The sequence below is a fragment of the Corynebacterium liangguodongii genome (assembly GCF_003070865.1).
Lineage (GTDB): Bacteria > Actinomycetota > Actinomycetes > Mycobacteriales > Mycobacteriaceae > Corynebacterium > Corynebacterium liangguodongii.
Genome location: NZ_CP026948.1, coordinates 724,348 through 739,767 on the forward strand (window position 1 = coordinate 724,348; position 15,420 = coordinate 739,767).

Consider the following 15,420-nt stretch of genomic DNA (forward strand, 5'->3'; position numbering starts at 1 on the left):
CATCCCGCGGCGCCCGGTGTGGGACAATGACGTCGATGAGTACCAAGTACAGCCCCGCTTCAGGTCCCGCCCCTGGCCCCGGCTCCACCCGCCGGCGCCGCCCGAGGCGACCTGCGCCTGCCAGCCAACCCGCCCCGGCAGCACAGGAGCCGGACCCGCAGGACTGGGCGGGCGTGCTCCGCACTTTTTTCCCCTCCGCCGCTGTGCCGCTCGCTGTGATCGCCCTCGGCGTCGTGGCCGTGTGCCTGGCCGCTGTGCTCCTGTCTGGGGCCGAGCCCGCCTACATCCCCGCCGCGATCGGGGAGACGTGGCTGGCCATACACGGGGTCCCCGTCACCATTGATGGGGTGACGATGGGGCTTACCCCCCTCATCGGCCCGGTCGCAATCGCCGCGCTCGTCGCCCGGCGCTCGCGGGCCGCGCTGGGGGCCCGTCCGCAGATGCGCGAGGTCGGCGCGTACGCCGCGCTCACGGCCGGTGTTGCGCTCACGCTCACCGGCATCGCCGTATTTATGGTCGCAGACGCCTCCCACGTCTACCCGGTGGCGCTGCCGCACCCGCTCGCACTGCTCCTCCCGATCGGGCCGTATGCGGCGGGCATTGTCTTTGGGGCCTTTAGTGTGCCGGGGTCGCGCGAGGCGCTCAACCTCCTGGTGCGCCTCGGCGCGGCCGCCGCGGTGGTCTTCGCCGCGCTGTGCGTCGCGGGGTGGCCGAAGATGGCGCAGCTCGGCGAGTCCTTCCCTGCGCCCGCGCTCGTCGCCCTGAGCCTCGTCTATGCGCTCAACGGGATCGCGGCCACCCTCGGCGTGCTCCTCGGCGGAAGCCTGGAATACGCCTCACAGGCGGCCTCGCTCTTCGTCGTCGACAACGTCGCGCTGCCGCCGCTGCCCCTCTTTGCCGCGGTCCCAGCGCAGGCCCCCGCGTGGGCACCGGCGCTCATGGTCATCCCCACCGCCGTTATCGCCCACTTCTTCGCCACCCGCGGCACCGGGCCGCAGCGGATCAAGCGGATCAAAGAGGCCTTGCTCACCTCGGCCTGGACCGGCGCGCTCGTCCTCGCCGCCGTGCCGTATACCGGCGGGGTGGTCGGCGCCTACGACTACATCGGGCCCCACCCGCTCATCGTGCCGCTTCTCGCCCTCGCCTGGGTGGGCATCATCGGGCTTATCGTGGCGGCGGTGCCCCGCAAGGCGCACCGGGCGGGCAGCGACGCGCTAGACTCGGGCGAGTGACGCACAGATCCCAGCACTCCGTCGCAGTTGCCGTCCTGGTCTCCGGGTCGGGCACGCTGCTTCAGGCGATCCTCGATCACCAGGATGAGTCCTACCACGTGTGCCTTGTCGCCGCTGATAGTGAGTGCCCCGCGCTTGAGCGGGCGCGCCGGGCGGGGGTTCGCGTCGCCGTCGTCGAGCTCGGCGGTGACCGGGAGGAATGGGACGCCTCATTGCGCGACGCCGTGGACTCCGCCGCGCCCGATCTCGTCGTCTCCGCTGGGTTCATGCGCATCGTGGGTAAGGCCTTCCTCGATACGTTCGAGGGGCGGTTGATCAACACCCACCCGGCGCTCCTGCCCTCGTTCCCCGGCGCCCACGCGGTGCGCGATGCCCTCGCATACGGGGTCAAGGTCACGGGCACCACCGTCCACTACATTGACGCGGGCGTCGACACGGGGGAGATCATCGCCCAGGCGGCCGTGGATGTGCGCCCCGGGGAGACCGAGGCGCAGCTGCACGAAAGAATCAAGGTTAGGGAGCGCGCGCTCATCGTCGATGTGCTGCGCCGCGCCCACATCGACAACGGAAAGGCCTACTTCACCCATGGCTGATACTCACATCTCCATCAAGCGCGCCCTCGTGAGCGTCTACGACAAGAGCGGGCTCGACGAGCTGGCCAAGGCGCTCGGGGACGCCGGGGTCGAGATCGTCTCCACCGGCTCGACCGCCAAGCGCATCGCCGAGGCCGGCGTGGAAGTCACGGAGGTTGCAGACCTCACCGGGTTCCCCGAGGTGCTCGGTGGCCGAGTCAAGACCCTCCACCCGCGCGTCCACGCCGGCATCCTCGCCGACCTGCGCGAGGAGGACCACGCGCGCCAGATCGCCGAGCTCGGCATCGAGCCCTTCCAGCTCGTGGTGGTCAATCTCTACCCCTTCGAAGAGACTGTCGCGTCCGGGGCGAGTTTTGACGAGTGCGTCGAGCAGATCGACATCGGCGGCCCGTCGATGGTGCGCGCCGCGGCGAAGAACCACCCCTCCGTGGCGGTGGTGACGGACCCCAAGCGCTACGGTGAGGTCATCGACGCGGTCAAGGGGGAGGGTTTCGACGACCAGCAGCGCCGCGAGCTCGCCTTCGAGGCGTTCTCCCACACCGCCGACTACGACGCGGCCGTTTTCGACTGGTTTGCCGAGCAGCTCTCCGGTGACGCCGAAGGCGAGCTGCGATACGGGGAAAACCCGCACCAGGCCGCGAGCCTGATCAGCGAGGGCTTTGGCCTGGCGGAGGCCACCCAGCACGGCGGCAAGGAGATGAGCTACAACAATTACCAGGATGCCGACGCCGCCTGGCGCGCCGCCTGGGACCACGAGCTCCCGTGCGTGGCCATCGTCAAGCACGCTAACCCGTGCGGCATCGCCGTCTCCGACGTCTCCGTCGCCGATGCCCACCGCAAGGCGCACGCCTGCGACCCGGTCTCCGCCTACGGGGGCGTCATCGCGGTCAACCGCGAGGTCACTGTCGAACTGGCGGAGAGCATCAAGCCCATCTTTACCGAGGTCGTCATCGCACCCTCGTACGAGGCGGAGGCGCTTGAGATCCTGCAGGAGAAGAAGAACCTGCGCATCCTCGAAGTCGAGCCTGAGTTCGGCGAGGAAGAGGTCAAGCAGATCAACGGCGGGTTCCTCATTCAGGAGCGCGACACCTACCAGGCCGAGGGCGACGAGCCCGAGAAGTGGACCCTCGCGGCCGGTGAGCCGGCCACGCCCGAGGTGTTGGCAGACCTCGAGTTCGCCTGGCGCTCGATCCGCTGCGTGAAGTCCAACGCCATCCTCATCGCTTCCCACGGCGCGTCTGTGGGCGTGGGCATGGGCCAGGTCAACCGCGTCGATTCTGCCCGCCTTGCCGTCGAGCGCGCCAACACGCTCGACGGAGGCGCGAATCGTACCAACGGGGCGGTCGCGGCCTCCGACGCGTTCTTCCCGTTTGCGGACGGGCTCGAGGTGCTTGCCGACGCCGGAATCACCGCCGTGGTCCAGCCCGGCGGGTCGATCCGCGACGACGAGGTCATCGAGGCAGCGAAAAAGGCCGGTGTGACCATGTACCTCACGGGCACGAGACACTTCTTCCACTAAAAGATTGGCGTAAGCTGGCAATCGCGCTACGATAACCTCCAAAATCTCGGTGTTGACATTCGGAGGTAAAGACTCGTGCAGCCACACGACCAAGGCTGGGGACAGCCCTACCAGCAACCGTACCCGCAGCCCGCGCCCTCGAACGGAGGAAACGGCGCGGGTATCGCCTTGGTGGCGGCCCTCGTGGTGCTTCTCGTCGCGCTTGTGGGCGCGATCGCGTACTTCGTCGGCTCCGGCACGCTCAATACCAGCGCAAACTCCGGCGACGCGGCGCCGGTGACTGTCATTGAGACGCAGACTATGCAGCGCGCAGCGCAGCCCTCTCCAGCCGCGGCGCCCGAGCCCGTCGCCCCGGTCGCGCGCAACTCCTGCCCGTACTCGAACTACAGCGCGGCGAACGGCGTGACTTCTGCGGGATTTGCCGCCAACGTGTATTCGGCTTTCATCAGGGAGTGCGGAAACAACGGCGGGCCGAACGTCTCCCTTACCGCCTACAGCCCGGCGACGGGGATCAATTACAACATGAGCTGCTCCGGATCCGGCACGGTGTATTGCCGCGGCGGCGATAACGCCGTGGTGAAGATCTGGTGATCGGGCGGGCGGGCGCACTAGCTTTGTGCCTCGCGGCCCTCTCGGGCTGTGCCCCGGCACCAACGCCCACAGCAGTGACCTCTGCGCCACGCCCGACCGTGACGTTGACATCCACCGTCCTTGCCGCCCCACCCCACCCCGAGGGCCCGTCGGAGGCGCAACCCGAAACCCCGCGCGAACCGGCGCTGGGTGACGCCCTAGCCCGGGTCGCCGATTCCGTCGCCGCCGCCTACGGGGGTTCGGTGGGTATCGCGGTCGCCGGGGCCGGGGAAACGCTCGTGGGCGGGGACGATGGCGCCTACCCTGCGTGGTCGACCATCAAGGTTCCCATCGCGATCGCGGCGCAGCGCGTCGCCCCGGCAGACGCGCAGGCGCTTGCCCCCGCAATGATCCAGGCCTCGGATAACGCGGCCGCCGAGTCGCTCTGGAGCGTTATCACCCCGCCCGATGTCGACGCGGTCCTCGCGGACACAGGGGTTCAGGCGAGCGTAAACACGACGAAGCTCCGCCCGGAGTTTTCGGTCTTCGGCCAGACACTGCTCACGGCCAGCCAAGAAGCGACGCTGGCCTCGCACCTCGCGTGCGTGGCCGGGGCGGGCCCCGTGCTCACGCTCATGGGCAGCGTGAACGCGGATCAGGCCTACGGGCTCGGGCATCTGCCAGGGGCCCGCCTCAAGGGCGGCTGGGGTCCCGATGTGCAGGGAAGCTACCAGGTGCGCCAGCTCGCGCGGGTGGCCAATAGCCGGGGCGAGGACGTGGCGCTCGCCATCACAGTGCTGCCTGCGGACGGCACCTACGCCACGGGCCAGGCCATGGCCAACGAGGCGGCGAATCAGCTCGCGCCGCTTCTCGACGCCCTGCCCACCGCCGCCTGCTAAGAACCGCCGCCGCCGTCCGTGACCTTGGAGACGAGATCGAGGGTGCGCATGCCGCGGTTGTCGGGCAGTTCGGCGTGGAGGACGTCGAGGACCGCGTCGGCGATCATGACGGAAGGGGCGGGCAAGGCGTCGTCGACAAGCGGATAGGGTGCCTTGCCCGTGTTATCGCGCAGCTCGATGGCCGCCAGCGTCATCTGGAAAGGCAGGTCGATGCGCGGGTCGTCGTCCCCGACGATCTCCGCGGCGAGCTCGCGGAAGACATCCTCGAGCTCGCGCCGCGCGTCGTGGTAGTCGTGGAACTCCTCGGAGTTGGCCACGGGGAGCTGGTAGAGGCGGCCGATGTTCCAATTCGACGACAGCAAAATGCGCGTCTCTGCCGCGACGAGCGCCCAGAGCTTCAAGGCGGGCGACTCGTCTGTCTCCGAGAGATCCTTGGCCAAATCGAGCGCGGGCTCGACGGTGCCCATCAGGAGGGTCAAGAAGATCTCGGTCTTGGAGGGGAAGTGGTAGTAGAGCGAGGCCTGGCGGATGCCAACGGCGTCCGCGATCTGGTGGGTCGAGGTCGTCGCAAAACCCTGCATGGTAAACAGCTCTGAAGAAGCGTCGAGAATCTCGTCGCGGGCGGTCTTACCGCGGCGACGGGGGCTGTTCTTGCGGGGGCGGCCCACTGTTCCAGACATGGCACCTCATTCTAGCCGTAACGGCCGATAGGAATAGAAAAAGCACCCTTAAACGGGTGCTTTGTCGTGATTTACGTCGAGTGCGACTCTACGCTGCTGTTGTCAACCGAAACCTAGCGGGTGGTGAACGGCAGAAGAGCCATCTCGCGGGCGTTCTTCACAGCGGTAGCGACCTGGCGCTGCTGCTGCGGGGTCAGCCCGGTGACGCGGCGGGAGCGGATCTTGTGGCGATCCGAGATGAACAGTCGCAGGGTCTTGACGTCCTTGTAGTCGACCTTCTCAATACCTTCGGCCTTGAGCGGGTTCTTCTTCGGGCGACGGGACTGCTCCATGCGCTGCTTGCGCTGGTTATTTCCACGCTTCATAGTGTGCTTTCCTCCTTACCACGAAGACTTACGGACGCCCGGAAGCTCACCGCGGTGAGCCATCTCGCGCATGCGGACACGGGACAAACCGAACTTGCGGAGGTAGCCGCGGGGGCGGCCATCGTGCGAGTCGCGGTTGCGCACGCGGGCCGGGGAGGCGTCGCGCGGCTGACGGTTGAGCTCAAACTGAGCGTCGAGACGGTCCTCGTCGGACGTCTCCGGGTTACGGATGATGGCCTTGAGTTCAGCGCGGCGCTCCGCGTAACGGGCGACGATCTCCTTGCGCTTTTCGTTCTTGGCGATCTTAGACTTCTTAGCCATAAATTATCGCTCCTCGCGGAATTCGACGTGCTTGCGCACGACCGGGTCGTACTTCTTCAGGGTGATGCGATCCGGGTTGTTGCGCTTGTTCTTACGGGTCACGTAGGTAAACCCGGTGCCCGCGGTGCTCTTGAGCTTGATGATCGGGCGGATATCGTTGCGTGCCATTTAGATCTTCTCACCTCGCGCGCGGATAGCGGCGACGACGGACTCGATGCCGTCGCGGTCGATGATCTTCAGGCCCTTCGCGGAGACGTTCAGGGTGATGGTACGGCCCTCGGAGGGCAGGTAGAACCGCTTCTTTTGCACGTTGGGGTTCCAACGGCGCGAGTGGCGGCGGTGCGAGTGCGAGACGGTCTTGCCGAAAGACGGCTGACGTCCCGTGACCTGGCAATGTGCCGACATGGGTTGACTTCTTTCTCTTCTTGCCGCCCACGCACTGATTACCTGTGAGGAAAGGTGAGGTAGCAATCGGTTGACGCAGGCGTATGACGTGTACTTCGACAACAGCGGGTATCAACACTACAGGCTCGCTGCCGGTATTCCTAATCGCGGTAGCGCAGCGAATCGGCCACACGCAGGGCCAGGGCCGTGCGGTCGCGCGCACCCAACTTACGCAGGAGATGTGAGACGTGGTTTTTCATCGTACCCTCCGCGAGCGAGAGCTCACCGGCAATCTCTCGGTTGTTCATCCCGCGCGCGACGCACCGCGCCACTGCCCGCTCCGCGCGGGTGAGGATTGCCAGCTCGTCGGCAGGCGAAGCGTACGCGTAGCGAGCAATCCGCGGGTCGAGTACGACGCCGCCGTCGGCCGCGGCCGTGACCGCGCGCGCCAACTCCTCAGGGGCGATGTCCTTCAACACATAGCCCGCCGCCCCGGCCTCCACGAGGGAAGAGACGAGCCGGGAGTCGTCGTAGGTGGTGAGCACGAGGACCGGAAACTCAGGCGCGCACCGAGAGACCACCCCCAGCCCGTCGACGCCGGGCATCTGAGCATCGGTGACGACGACGTCGGCGCCGTGCTGGCGGGCGAGCTCCAGCGCGCGGGCCCCGTCGGTGGTGGTGGCGGCGATGCTAACGCCCTCGATCGTGTCGAACACGAGGGTGAGCCCGCGCAGGAGCATCTCGTGGTCGTCGACAAGTATGACGGCTACATCCCGAGTGTTCATCGGCGTTCTCCCTCGAAGTCCAGGCTGATGCGGAAGCCCCCGGCGATCCCGCCGTGCGGCTCGGTGATGAGCCGCGCCCCGACCTGCGAGGCACGCCTGCGCAAAGAGGATATGCCGAAACTCGCCTCGCTGGCGTTTCCCGTCCCGTCGTCCTCGACAGACACGCCCCCGGGAGCGACCGAGATATGGACGCGGGTGGCGCCCGAGTGGCGCACGATGTTGGTCAGCGCCTCCTGCACGAAGACAAGCGCGAGAGTAGTGCGCTCCTCGTCCCACCCGGCGTCCCACCCGGCGTCCCTCGCGCCGGTGACCTTGACGGTCAGGCCCGTCCGGTCGAACCGTGCGGCGAGGCCTTCCACGGTGGCGCCAAAGGGGGCGTCGACAAGCGGCGGCGAGACCGCCCGGACCGTCTTTCGCATCGCATCCAGAGCCTCCGTCGTTCTCTCTCGTGCTACGCGGAGTTCTTCCTTCGCCCGCGCTGGCTCGGCCTCGACCACCCGGGAGGCGAAGTCGATGCTCAGTCCGATCGACGTGAGCAGGTGCCCGAGGCCGTTGTGCAGCCCTGCGGCGATGCGCTCGCGTTCTTTAGACAGCGCGAGCTCGCGGGAATCGCGCAGCGAGCGGCGCAGCCTCGCTTCGGCGTCGAAGGAGGCCGTGACGGTGCGGCCGAGCGCAACACCGGAGGCGGCGACGACCACCATGGCGGCGAATTCGGTCAAGACGTGCCACGGGGGGCTGTGGAGAACAAGCTGGGCAACGACGGTGACGGCAACGGGCAGCGGGGCAAACGCCCGGGCCGAGCGGTCCCCGAGCGTGCGTGCCAGGGCGACGAACCCGAGCCAGAGGGCCAGCACCACAACGGGGCTGTTGCTCACGGCCAGCACAACCAGGCTCAGCGCAGCCGTGCACACCGAGCTGGCGCGGCAGGGCCAGGCCCGCCACACGAACCACGCCGCTGTAAACGCTGCGATCGACGCGACGAGCACCCACGCTTCGACCAGGGGGTATTGCGGGGTGGTGGTAAGCACCGCGAAGAGCACGCAGAAGTAGTCGAGAAAGCGCAAAAAGTAGCTTGCCGAGGAGTGCGTGGGGCTAGCCGCCATGGGGAGATAACTTAGCGAACAAACCGTGACTCCGGTCATGGCGCACGGTGTACAAAGTCGTGACCACGGGCACTGTTCGCGGCCCCGGCCAATTCGTAGCCTAGGTCCCATGCTCAATCAGGATGAGGTGCGACCCTCCGCGCGTATCGTCGCCCTCGACGTCATTCGTGGCATCGCCATTCTTGGCACGCTAGCCAGCAACATCTGGATCTTCGCGGCGACCTCCGGCTCGGCAGAATCCGTCTTCATGGAGGCCTTGTTCGGTGCTCCAGGCCAGTCGCTGGCGGGCGAGGTGGCCGCCGGCGGCGGAGTCGGGGCGATTATCCACGCCGTGTTGCACCTCATTACCGACGGAAAGTTCCTCGGCCTGCTCACCATCATGTTCGGCATCGGCCTGGAGATCCAGCGGCAATCCTTCCAGCGGCGCGGGAAGAAGTGGCCGGGCCGCTACTACCGGAGAGCGGCGCTGCTTGCAGCCGAAGGCCTGATCAACTACACCTTCGTTTTCGAGTTCGACGTGCTCATGGGATACGGCCTCACAGCGCTCGCCGTCGCGCCCATCCTCGCGCGCAGCGAGCGCGTTCAAAAGCTTCTCATGTGGAGTGCGCTAGTCGCGCACGTGAGCATCATCGTGCTTATCGACGTCGCATTCGCCTTCGCCGAGAGATCCGCCCCTTCCGACCGCGGGCAGCCGGAGGTGGATATCGATGCGAAGTTCTACGACTCGACGGCGAGCTACTGGGAGATGGTTCGGCAGCGCGTCACCAGCTTCGCCGAGGGACGCACAGAAATCCCCATTCTCTTCGTGATGGGGCTGGCGATGTTTCTCATCGGCGCCCGCCTCTACCGCGCCGGGCTGTTCGACCCGGCGCAGGAGAAGCTGCGCAAAGCCGTGATGGCCTTCGGGCTCGGGGTGGGGATCCCGTTGGACTGGGGGCTGCGTCTGTGGGCCACCGGCTCGGCGGCGATGACGACGCGCTACGTCACCTCCGCCGTCGTCGCCTTCGGCCTCCTTGCGCTGATCGCCGAGTTCTACGCTCGGCGTGGTGGCACGCTCGGCGGCATCGGGCTGGCACTCGCGAACGTGGGCAAGACGGCGCTGAGCTGCTACATCCTGCAAAACCTCCTGGCGTCGATCGTCTTCTACGATTTCGGCCTCGGCCTCGGCCGCATGATCGCGGGACAGTACGAGACTTTTTGGGTGATCGCCATCTACTTTGCCATCAGTGGCGTGTTGCTCGCCTTCTCCGCGCTGTGGCTGCGCCGCTTTGAGCGCGGGCCGGTTGAACTAGTGATGCACAAGCTCTACTAGCTGGGCGCCCACACCGGCCGCAATTCCCACCGGGGCGAGCGCTAGGCCGCAGACCACAAACGCCTTCCACGGCACGGCCACCCCGCAGCGGCCTGCCAGGGGCCCGCCAGCTGAATCAACAGCACTGCGGGAGGGGGAGCGGGTCGGCGGGAAGGCGGTGGTGGGGGCGGGGGCTTGGAGAGGGGGGCGTCGCCAAGCAATGCCGCCAGGGAGAGCGCGTTGAACGCGAGCGCGGGCCGGCGACGAGGTCGAGAACCATACTGATTATGTATACCTGCACGTCACATGTAGGATATTGCGAGTTGTCCGGCACCGGCCGGATGAAGAACCATGTTCGCACCCAACTCAGGCACGATCCGGCGGCCCCGGAACCGACCTGAAGTTCAATCCTGAGGGAGACGAATCCACAGATGAAAAACGATATTCACCCGGATTACCACCCGGTGATCATCCAAGACGGTAACACGGGAAACAAGTTCCTGACCCGTTCCACCATGACCTCTGATCGTACCGAGCAGTGGGAAGACGGCAACGAGTACCCGCTCATCGTCGTCGACGTGACCTCCGAGTCCCACCCGTTCTGGACCGGCGCCCAGCGCCTCATGGACACGGCCGGACGCGTGGAGAAGTTCAACCAGCGCTTCGGCGGCATGGCTCGCCGTAAGAAGAAGACCGCTAAGTAAAGGCCGAAGGAGAACACGAGTCATGCCAGTACAGAAGTTCCGTAAGTCCCGCGCTAACACCCGCATGCGCCGCTCCCAGTGGAAGGCGGACAACCCTGACCTGCAGACCGTCAAGATCGACGGCCGCGAGGTGCGCATCCCGCGCCGCCTGGTCAAGGCCGCGAAGGCCGGCCTCATCGACGTCGAGCAGTTCTAGTCGACGCCGCGCAAGCTCAGATCAGCCGGGCCCCGGACGACCGGGGCCCGGCTTTTCGCTATTCCGCCAGTTCGTGGCGTACAGTAAACGTTCAGAATACCCTACGTCACGGCGCTTAGACGGCGCAGATTCTCTACAGTGAAAGGCTGCACAATTCCTTCCCATGAATAATCCCATACAGTCTCAGATGCCGGAGCAGCAGCCTCCGTTTGTCACGCAGGTTCAGTCGCAGCCGGAGAAGAAGCGCACCGGCGGAGTCGGCGCGGCGGTCGCTCTTGCTCTGGTGGGCTCCCTCGTCGTGGGCGGGGGAGCGGGCTACTTCGCGGGTAACGCCGCAGGCGGGTCGAACCACGGTTACGTCAACGAGGCCCTCGACCAAAAGCCGGCCTCCGACCCAGCCCCCGCGCCTGAGGGCTCGGTGGAGCAGGTCGCCGCCACGGTGCTGCCCGCGGTGGTCTCCATTGCCGTCAACGGAGCGCAGGGCCGCGCCGAGGGGTCGGGCTCGATCATCTCGAGCGACGGCTACGTGCTCACCAACCACCACGTCATCGCCGAGGCGGAAAAGGGAGCGCGCGTCGAGGTCACGTTGAACGACGGCTCGTCCCACCCCGCCAGCTTTGTCGCCTCCGACGTCAACACCGACGTCGGCGTGCTCAAGATCGAGGGTGCCTCCAACCTGCCGGTGATTCGCTTCGGCGATTCGAACGAGCTCCACGTCGGCCAGGAAGTCGTCGCCATCGGCTCGCCGCTCGGCTTTTCCGCGACCGTGACCAGCGGCATCGTCTCGGCGCTCAACCGGCCGGTGCGCGCCTCCCAGGGCGGCGGGGAGAGCTCGCTGATGGACGGCATCCAGACCGACGCGGCGATCAACCCGGGCAACTCGGGCGGGCCGTTGGTGGATATGAACGGCAACCTGGTGGGGATGAATTCGGTCATCGCCTCGATGTCTGCCTCGCCGCAGGGCGGCGCGGGCTCCATCGGCCTCGGCTTCGCCATCCCGTCGAACTTCGCGCAGCGCGTGGCCAAGCAGCTCATAGACACAGGGGAGGCGAAGCAGCCCATGCTCGGCGTGCAGGTGAGCATCGCCGATCCCACCCGGGGCGCCGTCGTCGCAGGGGTGGAGCCGGGCAGCCCCGCCGATAAGGCCGGCCTGAAGGTCGGTGACGTGGTGACGCGGCTCAACGAGCGCCCGATTGACTCGGCCGATGCGCTCATCGCCGCAACCCGGTCGCAGGATTTCGGGGCGACCGTGAAGCTCGAGGTGCGCTCCCGCGGTAACGATCAGCCGCGAGCGGTAGATGTGACGCTGAGTTCGGAGTAAGTTCTAACCTGTATTTGCAACCGGCGCGCGCAGCCGCGACGTCCACGACGAAAAAGGGGAAAGCCCATGCCAGAGACGCTCGACGCGTTGGAGATCAGTGAGCCCGACGACGCTTTCCTCATCGCCACCGAGCAGGAACAGGCCGCGCCCGTCCCGCCGTGCGCGCTCGTGGTCTTGGTCTCGGACCACCGCTACGAGGATCCCGCCGACGACACCCATCGCCTCGTCGCGGAACTGCTCGTCGAGGCGGGCTTTCTTGTCGACGCCATCGTGAGGGTGAAGTCGAAGAAGTCCGACATCCGCAAGGCGATCGAGACCGGTGTCGTCGGCGGCGTCGACCTCGTCCTCACCGTCGGCGGCACCGGGGTTGGCCCGCGGGACAAGACCCCGGAGGCCACGCGCGCGGTGATTGACAAGATGGTCCCCGGCGTCGGGCAGGCCATCCGGTTTTCCGGGCAGAGCTGCGGCGCCGTCGACGCGGCGACCTCCCGCGGCATCTGCGGGGTCTCCGGCTCGACCGTGGTGGTCAACCTCGCGGCGAGCCGCCAGGCCATCCGCGACGGGATGTCGACGATGCACCCGCTGGTCAACCACCTCATCGCGGACCTCAACACCTGCAGCGTCTAGCGGTGGAGGGCAAGAAAAAGCGGCGGCGCGCCACGCGCACCGCCGTCGTCGAGTACGACCGTGAGGCGGATGCGGGTCATACCCCGCAGTTCGAGCCGCTCGACCTCGCGTATTACGAGGAGCAGCGCCCGCCGCACTACCAGCGCTACTCGGCGCGGTGAGCGCCGGTGCCGCCCTGGTGGGAGAGCAGGTCGCGGATCTCCGCGAGCAGCTCGGTCTCGGTCGGGGCGGACTCCTCCGGGGCGATGCCCTTGCGGCGCTTCTGCAGCTGGTCGAGCTTGTTCATCGGGGCGACGATGAAGAAGTAGACGACGGCGGCGATGAGCAGGAAGTTGATAATCGCGGTGATGAGCGCGCCGACGTTGATGAAGGTCGCCTCGTTGCCCTTGATGAGCTCGAAGCCAAACCCGAATTCGGTGCCGCCGATGACGGCGATGAGCGGGTTGATGATGTTGTCGGAGAACGCGGTGACGATGGCGGTGAACGCCGAGCCGATGACGACACCGACCGCGAGGTCGATGACGTTGCCGCGCATGATGAAGTCTTTAAAGCCCTTGAGCATGTGAGTCCTTCTACGGGTGGTGGTGACAGTAGGGTCCAAGCAACCTTATACCGAAATGTCAGGCCTGGCCATTGAGCACCACGGCGAGTGGGCTCGCCAAAGCCGCCGCCGCGACGGCGGCGGCCTGCGAATCGTGGAGCAGCAGCAGCACCGTGCCGGCCTCCGCTTCCGCGACCACGACCCGGCCCCCGGTGGCTACGGTTACCGGGGCTGCCCCTTCGTCCCCGGTGGTGACCACGCTCACGGTCGCGCCGTGGTGGAGCAGGGGGATGATCTCCGGCTCTGCGAGCGCTACCGGCACCATGGCGTAGTCTTCCGGCGGCGCGCCTCCGGCGAGCTCCCGGGCGAGGTCGGGCCCGACCAGCCGGGTGGAGGTGAGCACCTCGCCGCGCGAGGCCCCGGCGGCGAGGATGCGCCCCGCAGCGACGTCGATCTCTCGCACGGCGTTGTCGGGTACGGCCTCCGCCGGCAGCCGGCGCACCTCGAGGTCCGCGGCCTCGACGACGCTGCCCGCGCCCACGGGCCTGGAAAACGTCACCACCTGCGGGTCTGCGGCGCGCCCCGAGACGAGGTTGACCGCGGCGGCGGTGAGCAGGGCGAGGGCGGCCGCGCGGCGCACTGCCACGGTGCGGCGGTAGCCGGGGGTACGGAGAGCCTGGAGAGCCTGGAGAGCCTGGAGAGGAAAAGTCTTCACACCACTATTGGACTGCCGCGGGGTCACATCGGTTCCACGGCGCGCACGCCCTGCTCGCTGAGAACGGCGCGCACGCGGACGTCGTGGGGCTCGGCTGGCACGCTCGCGACGCGCTCGCGCTCGAAGACCACGGCGCAGGTATAGGCGTCCAACCCCGCCAGCGCCCGGTCGTAGTAGCCGCCTCCCTTGCCCAGGCGCAGGCCGGAGGCATCGACGCCGAGGGCGGGGACAAAGACGACGCCGCAGGAGGCGAGCACCCGCGAGGTGTAGCGCGGCCCGTCCCCGCCCGCCACCACCCAAGACAGGCGGCCCTCCGGCAGCGTGACGGGCAGAAACAACCTGCGCGAGACCCCCGCGAGGGCCGGGACGAGCCCGTCTCCCCCTGGCTCGGAGGGGTAGGGCTCGTATGCTGCGACGTTGATGCGGCCGCAAGAGGTCCCAAACGATGCCACGAGGTCCACCGCGTATGAGACAATGGCCGCATCGAGGGGGCCCTTGAGCGCGGGGTGGGTGCGCAGGTGGCGTCGATAAGCGAGGTGCTCTTCGCGCATGACCGTTTTTGCATCCATGCCCTCATTGTCACACACGGGTCGCTCATCAAGCCTCGCTGCGCGCGCGGGTAGGCTGCTAGATTATGCGCGCAACCAGTCAAGCTAGCTCTCATGGAATTCGGACAGTCGTCGTACCGGCCGCCGGGATGGGAACTCGGTTCCTGCCGGCGACCAAGACGGTGCCCAAGGAACTGCTGCCGGTGATTGATACCCCCGGCATCGAGCTCATCGCGGCGGAAGCGGCGCAGGCCGGGGCGCAGCGCCTGGCGATTATCACTGCGCCCGAAAAGCAGGAGATCATGCGACACTTCGGCAACTTCGACGAGCTCTGCGCCACGCTTGCCGAGCGCGGCAAGACCACCCAGGTGGAGAAGGTCCAGCGCGCGACCAACCTCATCGAGGCCGTCTCCGTCGTGCAGGAAAAGCCGCTCGGCTTGGGCCATGCGGTCGGCTGCGCCGAGGCCGCGCTCGACGATGACGAAGACGTCGTCGCGGTCATGCTTCCCGACGACCTCGTCTTGCCCAACGGGGCGATGGAGAAGATGGCGCAGGTGCGAGACGAGCTCGGCGGCTCCGTGCTCTGCGCCTACAACGTCACCCCGGAGGAGGTCTTCAACTACGGCGTGTTCGACGTCGAGGAGATCGACGGCCACTTCGACGGGTTTAGCGTCAAGCGGGTCCGCGGGATGGTGGAAAAGCCGGCCCAAGAGGAAGCACCCTCGACGCTGGTGGCCGTGGGCCGCTACCTCCTTGACCGCGCGGTGTTCGACGCGCTGCGCCGCATCACCCCCGGCAAGGGCGGCGAGCTGCAGCTCACCGACGCCATCGAGCTGATGATCCAGGAGGGCCACCCGGTGCACGTGGTCGTCCACGAGGGCAAGCGCCACGACCTCGGCAACCCGGCGGGCTACATCCCCGCCAACGTCGACTTCGGGCTCCACGATAAGACCTACGGCCCCGCCCTCTACACGGCGATCAAGGCGATCATCAGCGAGTACGAGGCCGAAAACCCGCAGCTATGAT

Annotated in this window: 22 protein-coding genes; 12 read left to right on the forward strand and 10 right to left on the reverse strand. The window is 67.2% G+C overall.

Annotated elements, in window-relative coordinates; translation table 11 throughout:
* Positions 1 to 35: 35 nt before the first annotated feature.
* The 5 genes from C3E79_RS03450 to C3E79_RS03470 all read left to right on the forward strand — a co-directional run bounded on the left by C3E79_RS03450 (position 36) and on the right by C3E79_RS03470 (position 4,813).
* Entirely contained in the window at positions 36 to 1,232 is a 1,197-nt protein-coding gene (locus C3E79_RS03450) for a cell division protein PerM (protein ID WP_146183393.1), read from the forward strand.
* Positions 1,229 to 1,825, forward strand: a complete 597-nt coding sequence (purN, locus tag C3E79_RS03455) for a phosphoribosylglycinamide formyltransferase (RefSeq protein ID WP_108403647.1) — start codon at positions 1,229 to 1,231, stop codon at positions 1,823 to 1,825. The genes C3E79_RS03450 and purN overlap by 4 nt, the downstream gene beginning before the upstream one ends.
* Positions 1,818 to 3,344, forward strand: coding sequence for a bifunctional phosphoribosylaminoimidazolecarboxamide formyltransferase/IMP cyclohydrolase (gene purH / locus C3E79_RS03460; protein ID WP_108403648.1), 1,527 nt, complete (start codon positions 1,818 to 1,820; stop codon positions 3,342 to 3,344). The genes purN and purH overlap by 8 nt, the downstream gene beginning before the upstream one ends.
* Positions 3,345 to 3,419: 75 nt before the next feature.
* Positions 3,420 to 3,935, forward strand: a complete 516-nt coding sequence (locus C3E79_RS03465) for a hypothetical protein (protein ID WP_108403649.1) — start codon at positions 3,420 to 3,422, stop codon at positions 3,933 to 3,935.
* Positions 3,936 to 4,009: 74 nt separating this feature from the next.
* Positions 4,010 to 4,813, forward strand: a complete 804-nt coding sequence (locus C3E79_RS03470; RefSeq protein WP_235840640.1) for a serine hydrolase — start codon at positions 4,010 to 4,012, stop codon at positions 4,811 to 4,813.
* Here C3E79_RS03470 and C3E79_RS03475 read toward each other — a convergent pair.
* The 7 genes from C3E79_RS03475 to C3E79_RS03505 form a co-directional block, all read right to left on the reverse strand.
* Positions 4,810 to 5,493: a TetR/AcrR family transcriptional regulator gene (locus C3E79_RS03475; protein WP_108403650.1), complete on the reverse strand. Its 684-nt coding sequence runs from the start codon at positions 5,491 to 5,493 to the stop codon at positions 4,810 to 4,812. The genes C3E79_RS03470 and C3E79_RS03475 overlap by 4 nt on opposite strands.
* Before the next feature lie 113 nt (positions 5,494 to 5,606).
* A complete protein-coding gene (gene rpsR / locus C3E79_RS03480) occupies positions 5,607 to 5,858 on the reverse strand; it encodes a 30S ribosomal protein S18 (RefSeq protein WP_108403651.1) in 252 nt (83 codons plus the stop codon).
* Between the two features lie 15 nt (positions 5,859 to 5,873).
* The gene (rpsN, locus tag C3E79_RS03485) at positions 5,874 to 6,179 is read right to left on the reverse strand and encodes a 30S ribosomal protein S14 (protein ID WP_108403652.1); all 306 of its coding nucleotides are present in this window, start codon (positions 6,177 to 6,179) and stop codon (positions 5,874 to 5,876) included.
* Between the two features lie 3 nt (positions 6,180 to 6,182).
* Entirely contained in the window at positions 6,183 to 6,347 is a 165-nt protein-coding gene (gene rpmG, locus C3E79_RS03490) for a 50S ribosomal protein L33 (protein WP_006841072.1), read from the reverse strand.
* Positions 6,348 to 6,584 (reverse strand): 50S ribosomal protein L28, encoded by a 237-nt coding sequence (gene rpmB / locus C3E79_RS03495; RefSeq protein WP_108403653.1) that lies wholly within the window; start codon positions 6,582 to 6,584, stop codon positions 6,348 to 6,350.
* Between the two features lie 140 nt (positions 6,585 to 6,724).
* On the reverse strand, positions 6,725 to 7,348 hold the full coding sequence (locus tag C3E79_RS03500) for a response regulator (protein ID WP_108403654.1): 624 nt from the start codon (positions 7,346 to 7,348) through the stop codon (positions 6,725 to 6,727).
* Positions 7,345 to 8,451, reverse strand: coding sequence for a sensor histidine kinase (locus tag C3E79_RS03505; RefSeq protein WP_158268491.1), 1,107 nt, complete (start codon positions 8,449 to 8,451; stop codon positions 7,345 to 7,347). The genes C3E79_RS03500 and C3E79_RS03505 overlap by 4 nt, the downstream gene beginning before the upstream one ends.
* A gap of 109 nt (positions 8,452 to 8,560) precedes the next feature.
* Between C3E79_RS03505 and C3E79_RS03510 the strand changes: the two genes are divergently transcribed.
* The 6 genes from C3E79_RS03510 to C3E79_RS11310 all read left to right on the forward strand — a co-directional run bounded on the left by C3E79_RS03510 (position 8,561) and on the right by C3E79_RS11310 (position 12,751).
* Complete coding sequence (locus tag C3E79_RS03510; RefSeq protein ID WP_158268490.1) at positions 8,561 to 9,763, forward strand: DUF418 domain-containing protein; 1,203 nt, start codon at positions 8,561 to 8,563, stop codon at positions 9,761 to 9,763.
* Between the two features lie 410 nt (positions 9,764 to 10,173).
* Entirely contained in the window at positions 10,174 to 10,446 is a 273-nt protein-coding gene (locus C3E79_RS03515; protein ID WP_108403656.1) for a type B 50S ribosomal protein L31, read from the forward strand.
* Between the two features lie 22 nt (positions 10,447 to 10,468).
* A complete protein-coding gene (gene rpmF, locus C3E79_RS03520) occupies positions 10,469 to 10,642 on the forward strand; it encodes a 50S ribosomal protein L32 (RefSeq protein WP_108403657.1) in 174 nt (57 codons plus the stop codon).
* A 163-nt stretch (positions 10,643 to 10,805) separates the two neighbouring features.
* Positions 10,806 to 11,963, forward strand: a complete 1,158-nt coding sequence (locus C3E79_RS03525; RefSeq protein ID WP_412778864.1) for a S1C family serine protease — start codon at positions 10,806 to 10,808, stop codon at positions 11,961 to 11,963.
* A 66-nt stretch (positions 11,964 to 12,029) separates the two neighbouring features.
* Positions 12,030 to 12,590, forward strand: coding sequence for a MogA/MoaB family molybdenum cofactor biosynthesis protein (locus C3E79_RS03530; RefSeq protein ID WP_108403659.1), 561 nt, complete (start codon positions 12,030 to 12,032; stop codon positions 12,588 to 12,590).
* A gap of 2 nt (positions 12,591 to 12,592) precedes the next feature.
* A complete protein-coding gene (locus C3E79_RS11310) occupies positions 12,593 to 12,751 on the forward strand; it encodes a hypothetical protein (RefSeq protein WP_158268489.1) in 159 nt (52 codons plus the stop codon).
* On the opposite strand, the gene mscL is transcribed toward C3E79_RS11310, so the two are convergent.
* Genes mscL through C3E79_RS03545 form a run of 3 tightly spaced genes read right to left on the reverse strand, consistent with a single transcriptional unit; the run spans position 12,736 to position 14,415 of the window.
* Positions 12,736 to 13,152 (reverse strand): large conductance mechanosensitive channel protein MscL, encoded by a 417-nt coding sequence (mscL, locus tag C3E79_RS03535; RefSeq protein WP_108403660.1) that lies wholly within the window; start codon positions 13,150 to 13,152, stop codon positions 12,736 to 12,738. The genes C3E79_RS11310 and mscL overlap by 16 nt on opposite strands.
* 58 nt (positions 13,153 to 13,210) lie before the next feature.
* Positions 13,211 to 13,846 carry an SAF domain-containing protein gene (locus tag C3E79_RS03540; protein WP_108403661.1) on the reverse strand — a complete coding sequence of 212 codons (636 nt, stop codon included), beginning with the start codon at positions 13,844 to 13,846 and terminating at the stop codon, positions 13,211 to 13,213.
* 23 nt (positions 13,847 to 13,869) lie between these two features.
* On the reverse strand, positions 13,870 to 14,415 hold the full coding sequence (locus tag C3E79_RS03545; RefSeq protein WP_108403662.1) for a 5-formyltetrahydrofolate cyclo-ligase: 546 nt from the start codon (positions 14,413 to 14,415) through the stop codon (positions 13,870 to 13,872).
* A gap of 65 nt (positions 14,416 to 14,480) precedes the next feature.
* Here C3E79_RS03545 and C3E79_RS03550 point away from each other — a divergent pair, with 65 nt between their 5' ends.
* Positions 14,481 to 15,419 (forward strand): UTP--glucose-1-phosphate uridylyltransferase, encoded by a 939-nt coding sequence (locus C3E79_RS03550; RefSeq protein ID WP_108403663.1) that lies wholly within the window; start codon positions 14,481 to 14,483, stop codon positions 15,417 to 15,419.
* Position 15,420: the final 1 nt, after the last annotated feature.

Bases quoted from the DNA above. Each gene is read 5' to 3' on its own strand.
- C3E79_RS03450 (WP_146183393.1), top strand. From the start codon at position 36: ATGAGTACCAAGTACAGCCCCGCTTCAGGTCCCGCCCCTGGCCCCGGC.
- purH (WP_108403648.1), top strand. From the start codon at position 1,818: ATGGCTGATACTCACATCTCCATCAAGCGCGCCCTCGTGAGCGTCTAC.
- C3E79_RS03475 (WP_108403650.1), bottom strand. From the start codon at position 5,493: ATGTCTGGAACAGTGGGCCGCCCCCGCAAGAACAGCCCCCGTCGCCGC.
- rpsR (WP_108403651.1), bottom strand. From the start codon at position 5,858: ATGAAGCGTGGAAATAACCAGCGCAAGCAGCGCATGGAGCAGTCCCGT.
- rpsN (WP_108403652.1), bottom strand. From the start codon at position 6,179: ATGGCTAAGAAGTCTAAGATCGCCAAGAACGAAAAGCGCAAGGAGATC.
- rpmG (WP_006841072.1), bottom strand. From the start codon at position 6,347: ATGGCACGCAACGATATCCGCCCGATCATCAAGCTCAAGAGCACCGCG.
- rpmB (WP_108403653.1), bottom strand. From the start codon at position 6,584: ATGTCGGCACATTGCCAGGTCACGGGACGTCAGCCGTCTTTCGGCAAG.
- C3E79_RS03500 (WP_108403654.1), bottom strand. From the start codon at position 7,348: ATGAACACTCGGGATGTAGCCGTCATACTTGTCGACGACCACGAGATG.
- C3E79_RS03505 (WP_158268491.1), bottom strand. From the start codon at position 8,451: ATGGCGGCTAGCCCCACGCACTCCTCGGCAAGCTACTTTTTGCGCTTT.
- C3E79_RS03510 (WP_158268490.1), top strand. From the start codon at position 8,561: ATGCTCAATCAGGATGAGGTGCGACCCTCCGCGCGTATCGTCGCCCTC.
- C3E79_RS03515 (WP_108403656.1), top strand. From the start codon at position 10,174: ATGAAAAACGATATTCACCCGGATTACCACCCGGTGATCATCCAAGAC.
- rpmF (WP_108403657.1), top strand. From the start codon at position 10,469: ATGCCAGTACAGAAGTTCCGTAAGTCCCGCGCTAACACCCGCATGCGC.
- C3E79_RS03525 (WP_412778864.1), top strand. From the start codon at position 10,806: ATGAATAATCCCATACAGTCTCAGATGCCGGAGCAGCAGCCTCCGTTT.
- C3E79_RS03530 (WP_108403659.1), top strand. From the start codon at position 12,030: ATGCCAGAGACGCTCGACGCGTTGGAGATCAGTGAGCCCGACGACGCT.
- mscL (WP_108403660.1), bottom strand. From the start codon at position 13,152: ATGCTCAAGGGCTTTAAAGACTTCATCATGCGCGGCAACGTCATCGAC.
- C3E79_RS03545 (WP_108403662.1), bottom strand. From the start codon at position 14,415: ATGGATGCAAAAACGGTCATGCGCGAAGAGCACCTCGCTTATCGACGC.
- C3E79_RS03550 (WP_108403663.1), top strand. From the start codon at position 14,481: ATGCGCGCAACCAGTCAAGCTAGCTCTCATGGAATTCGGACAGTCGTC.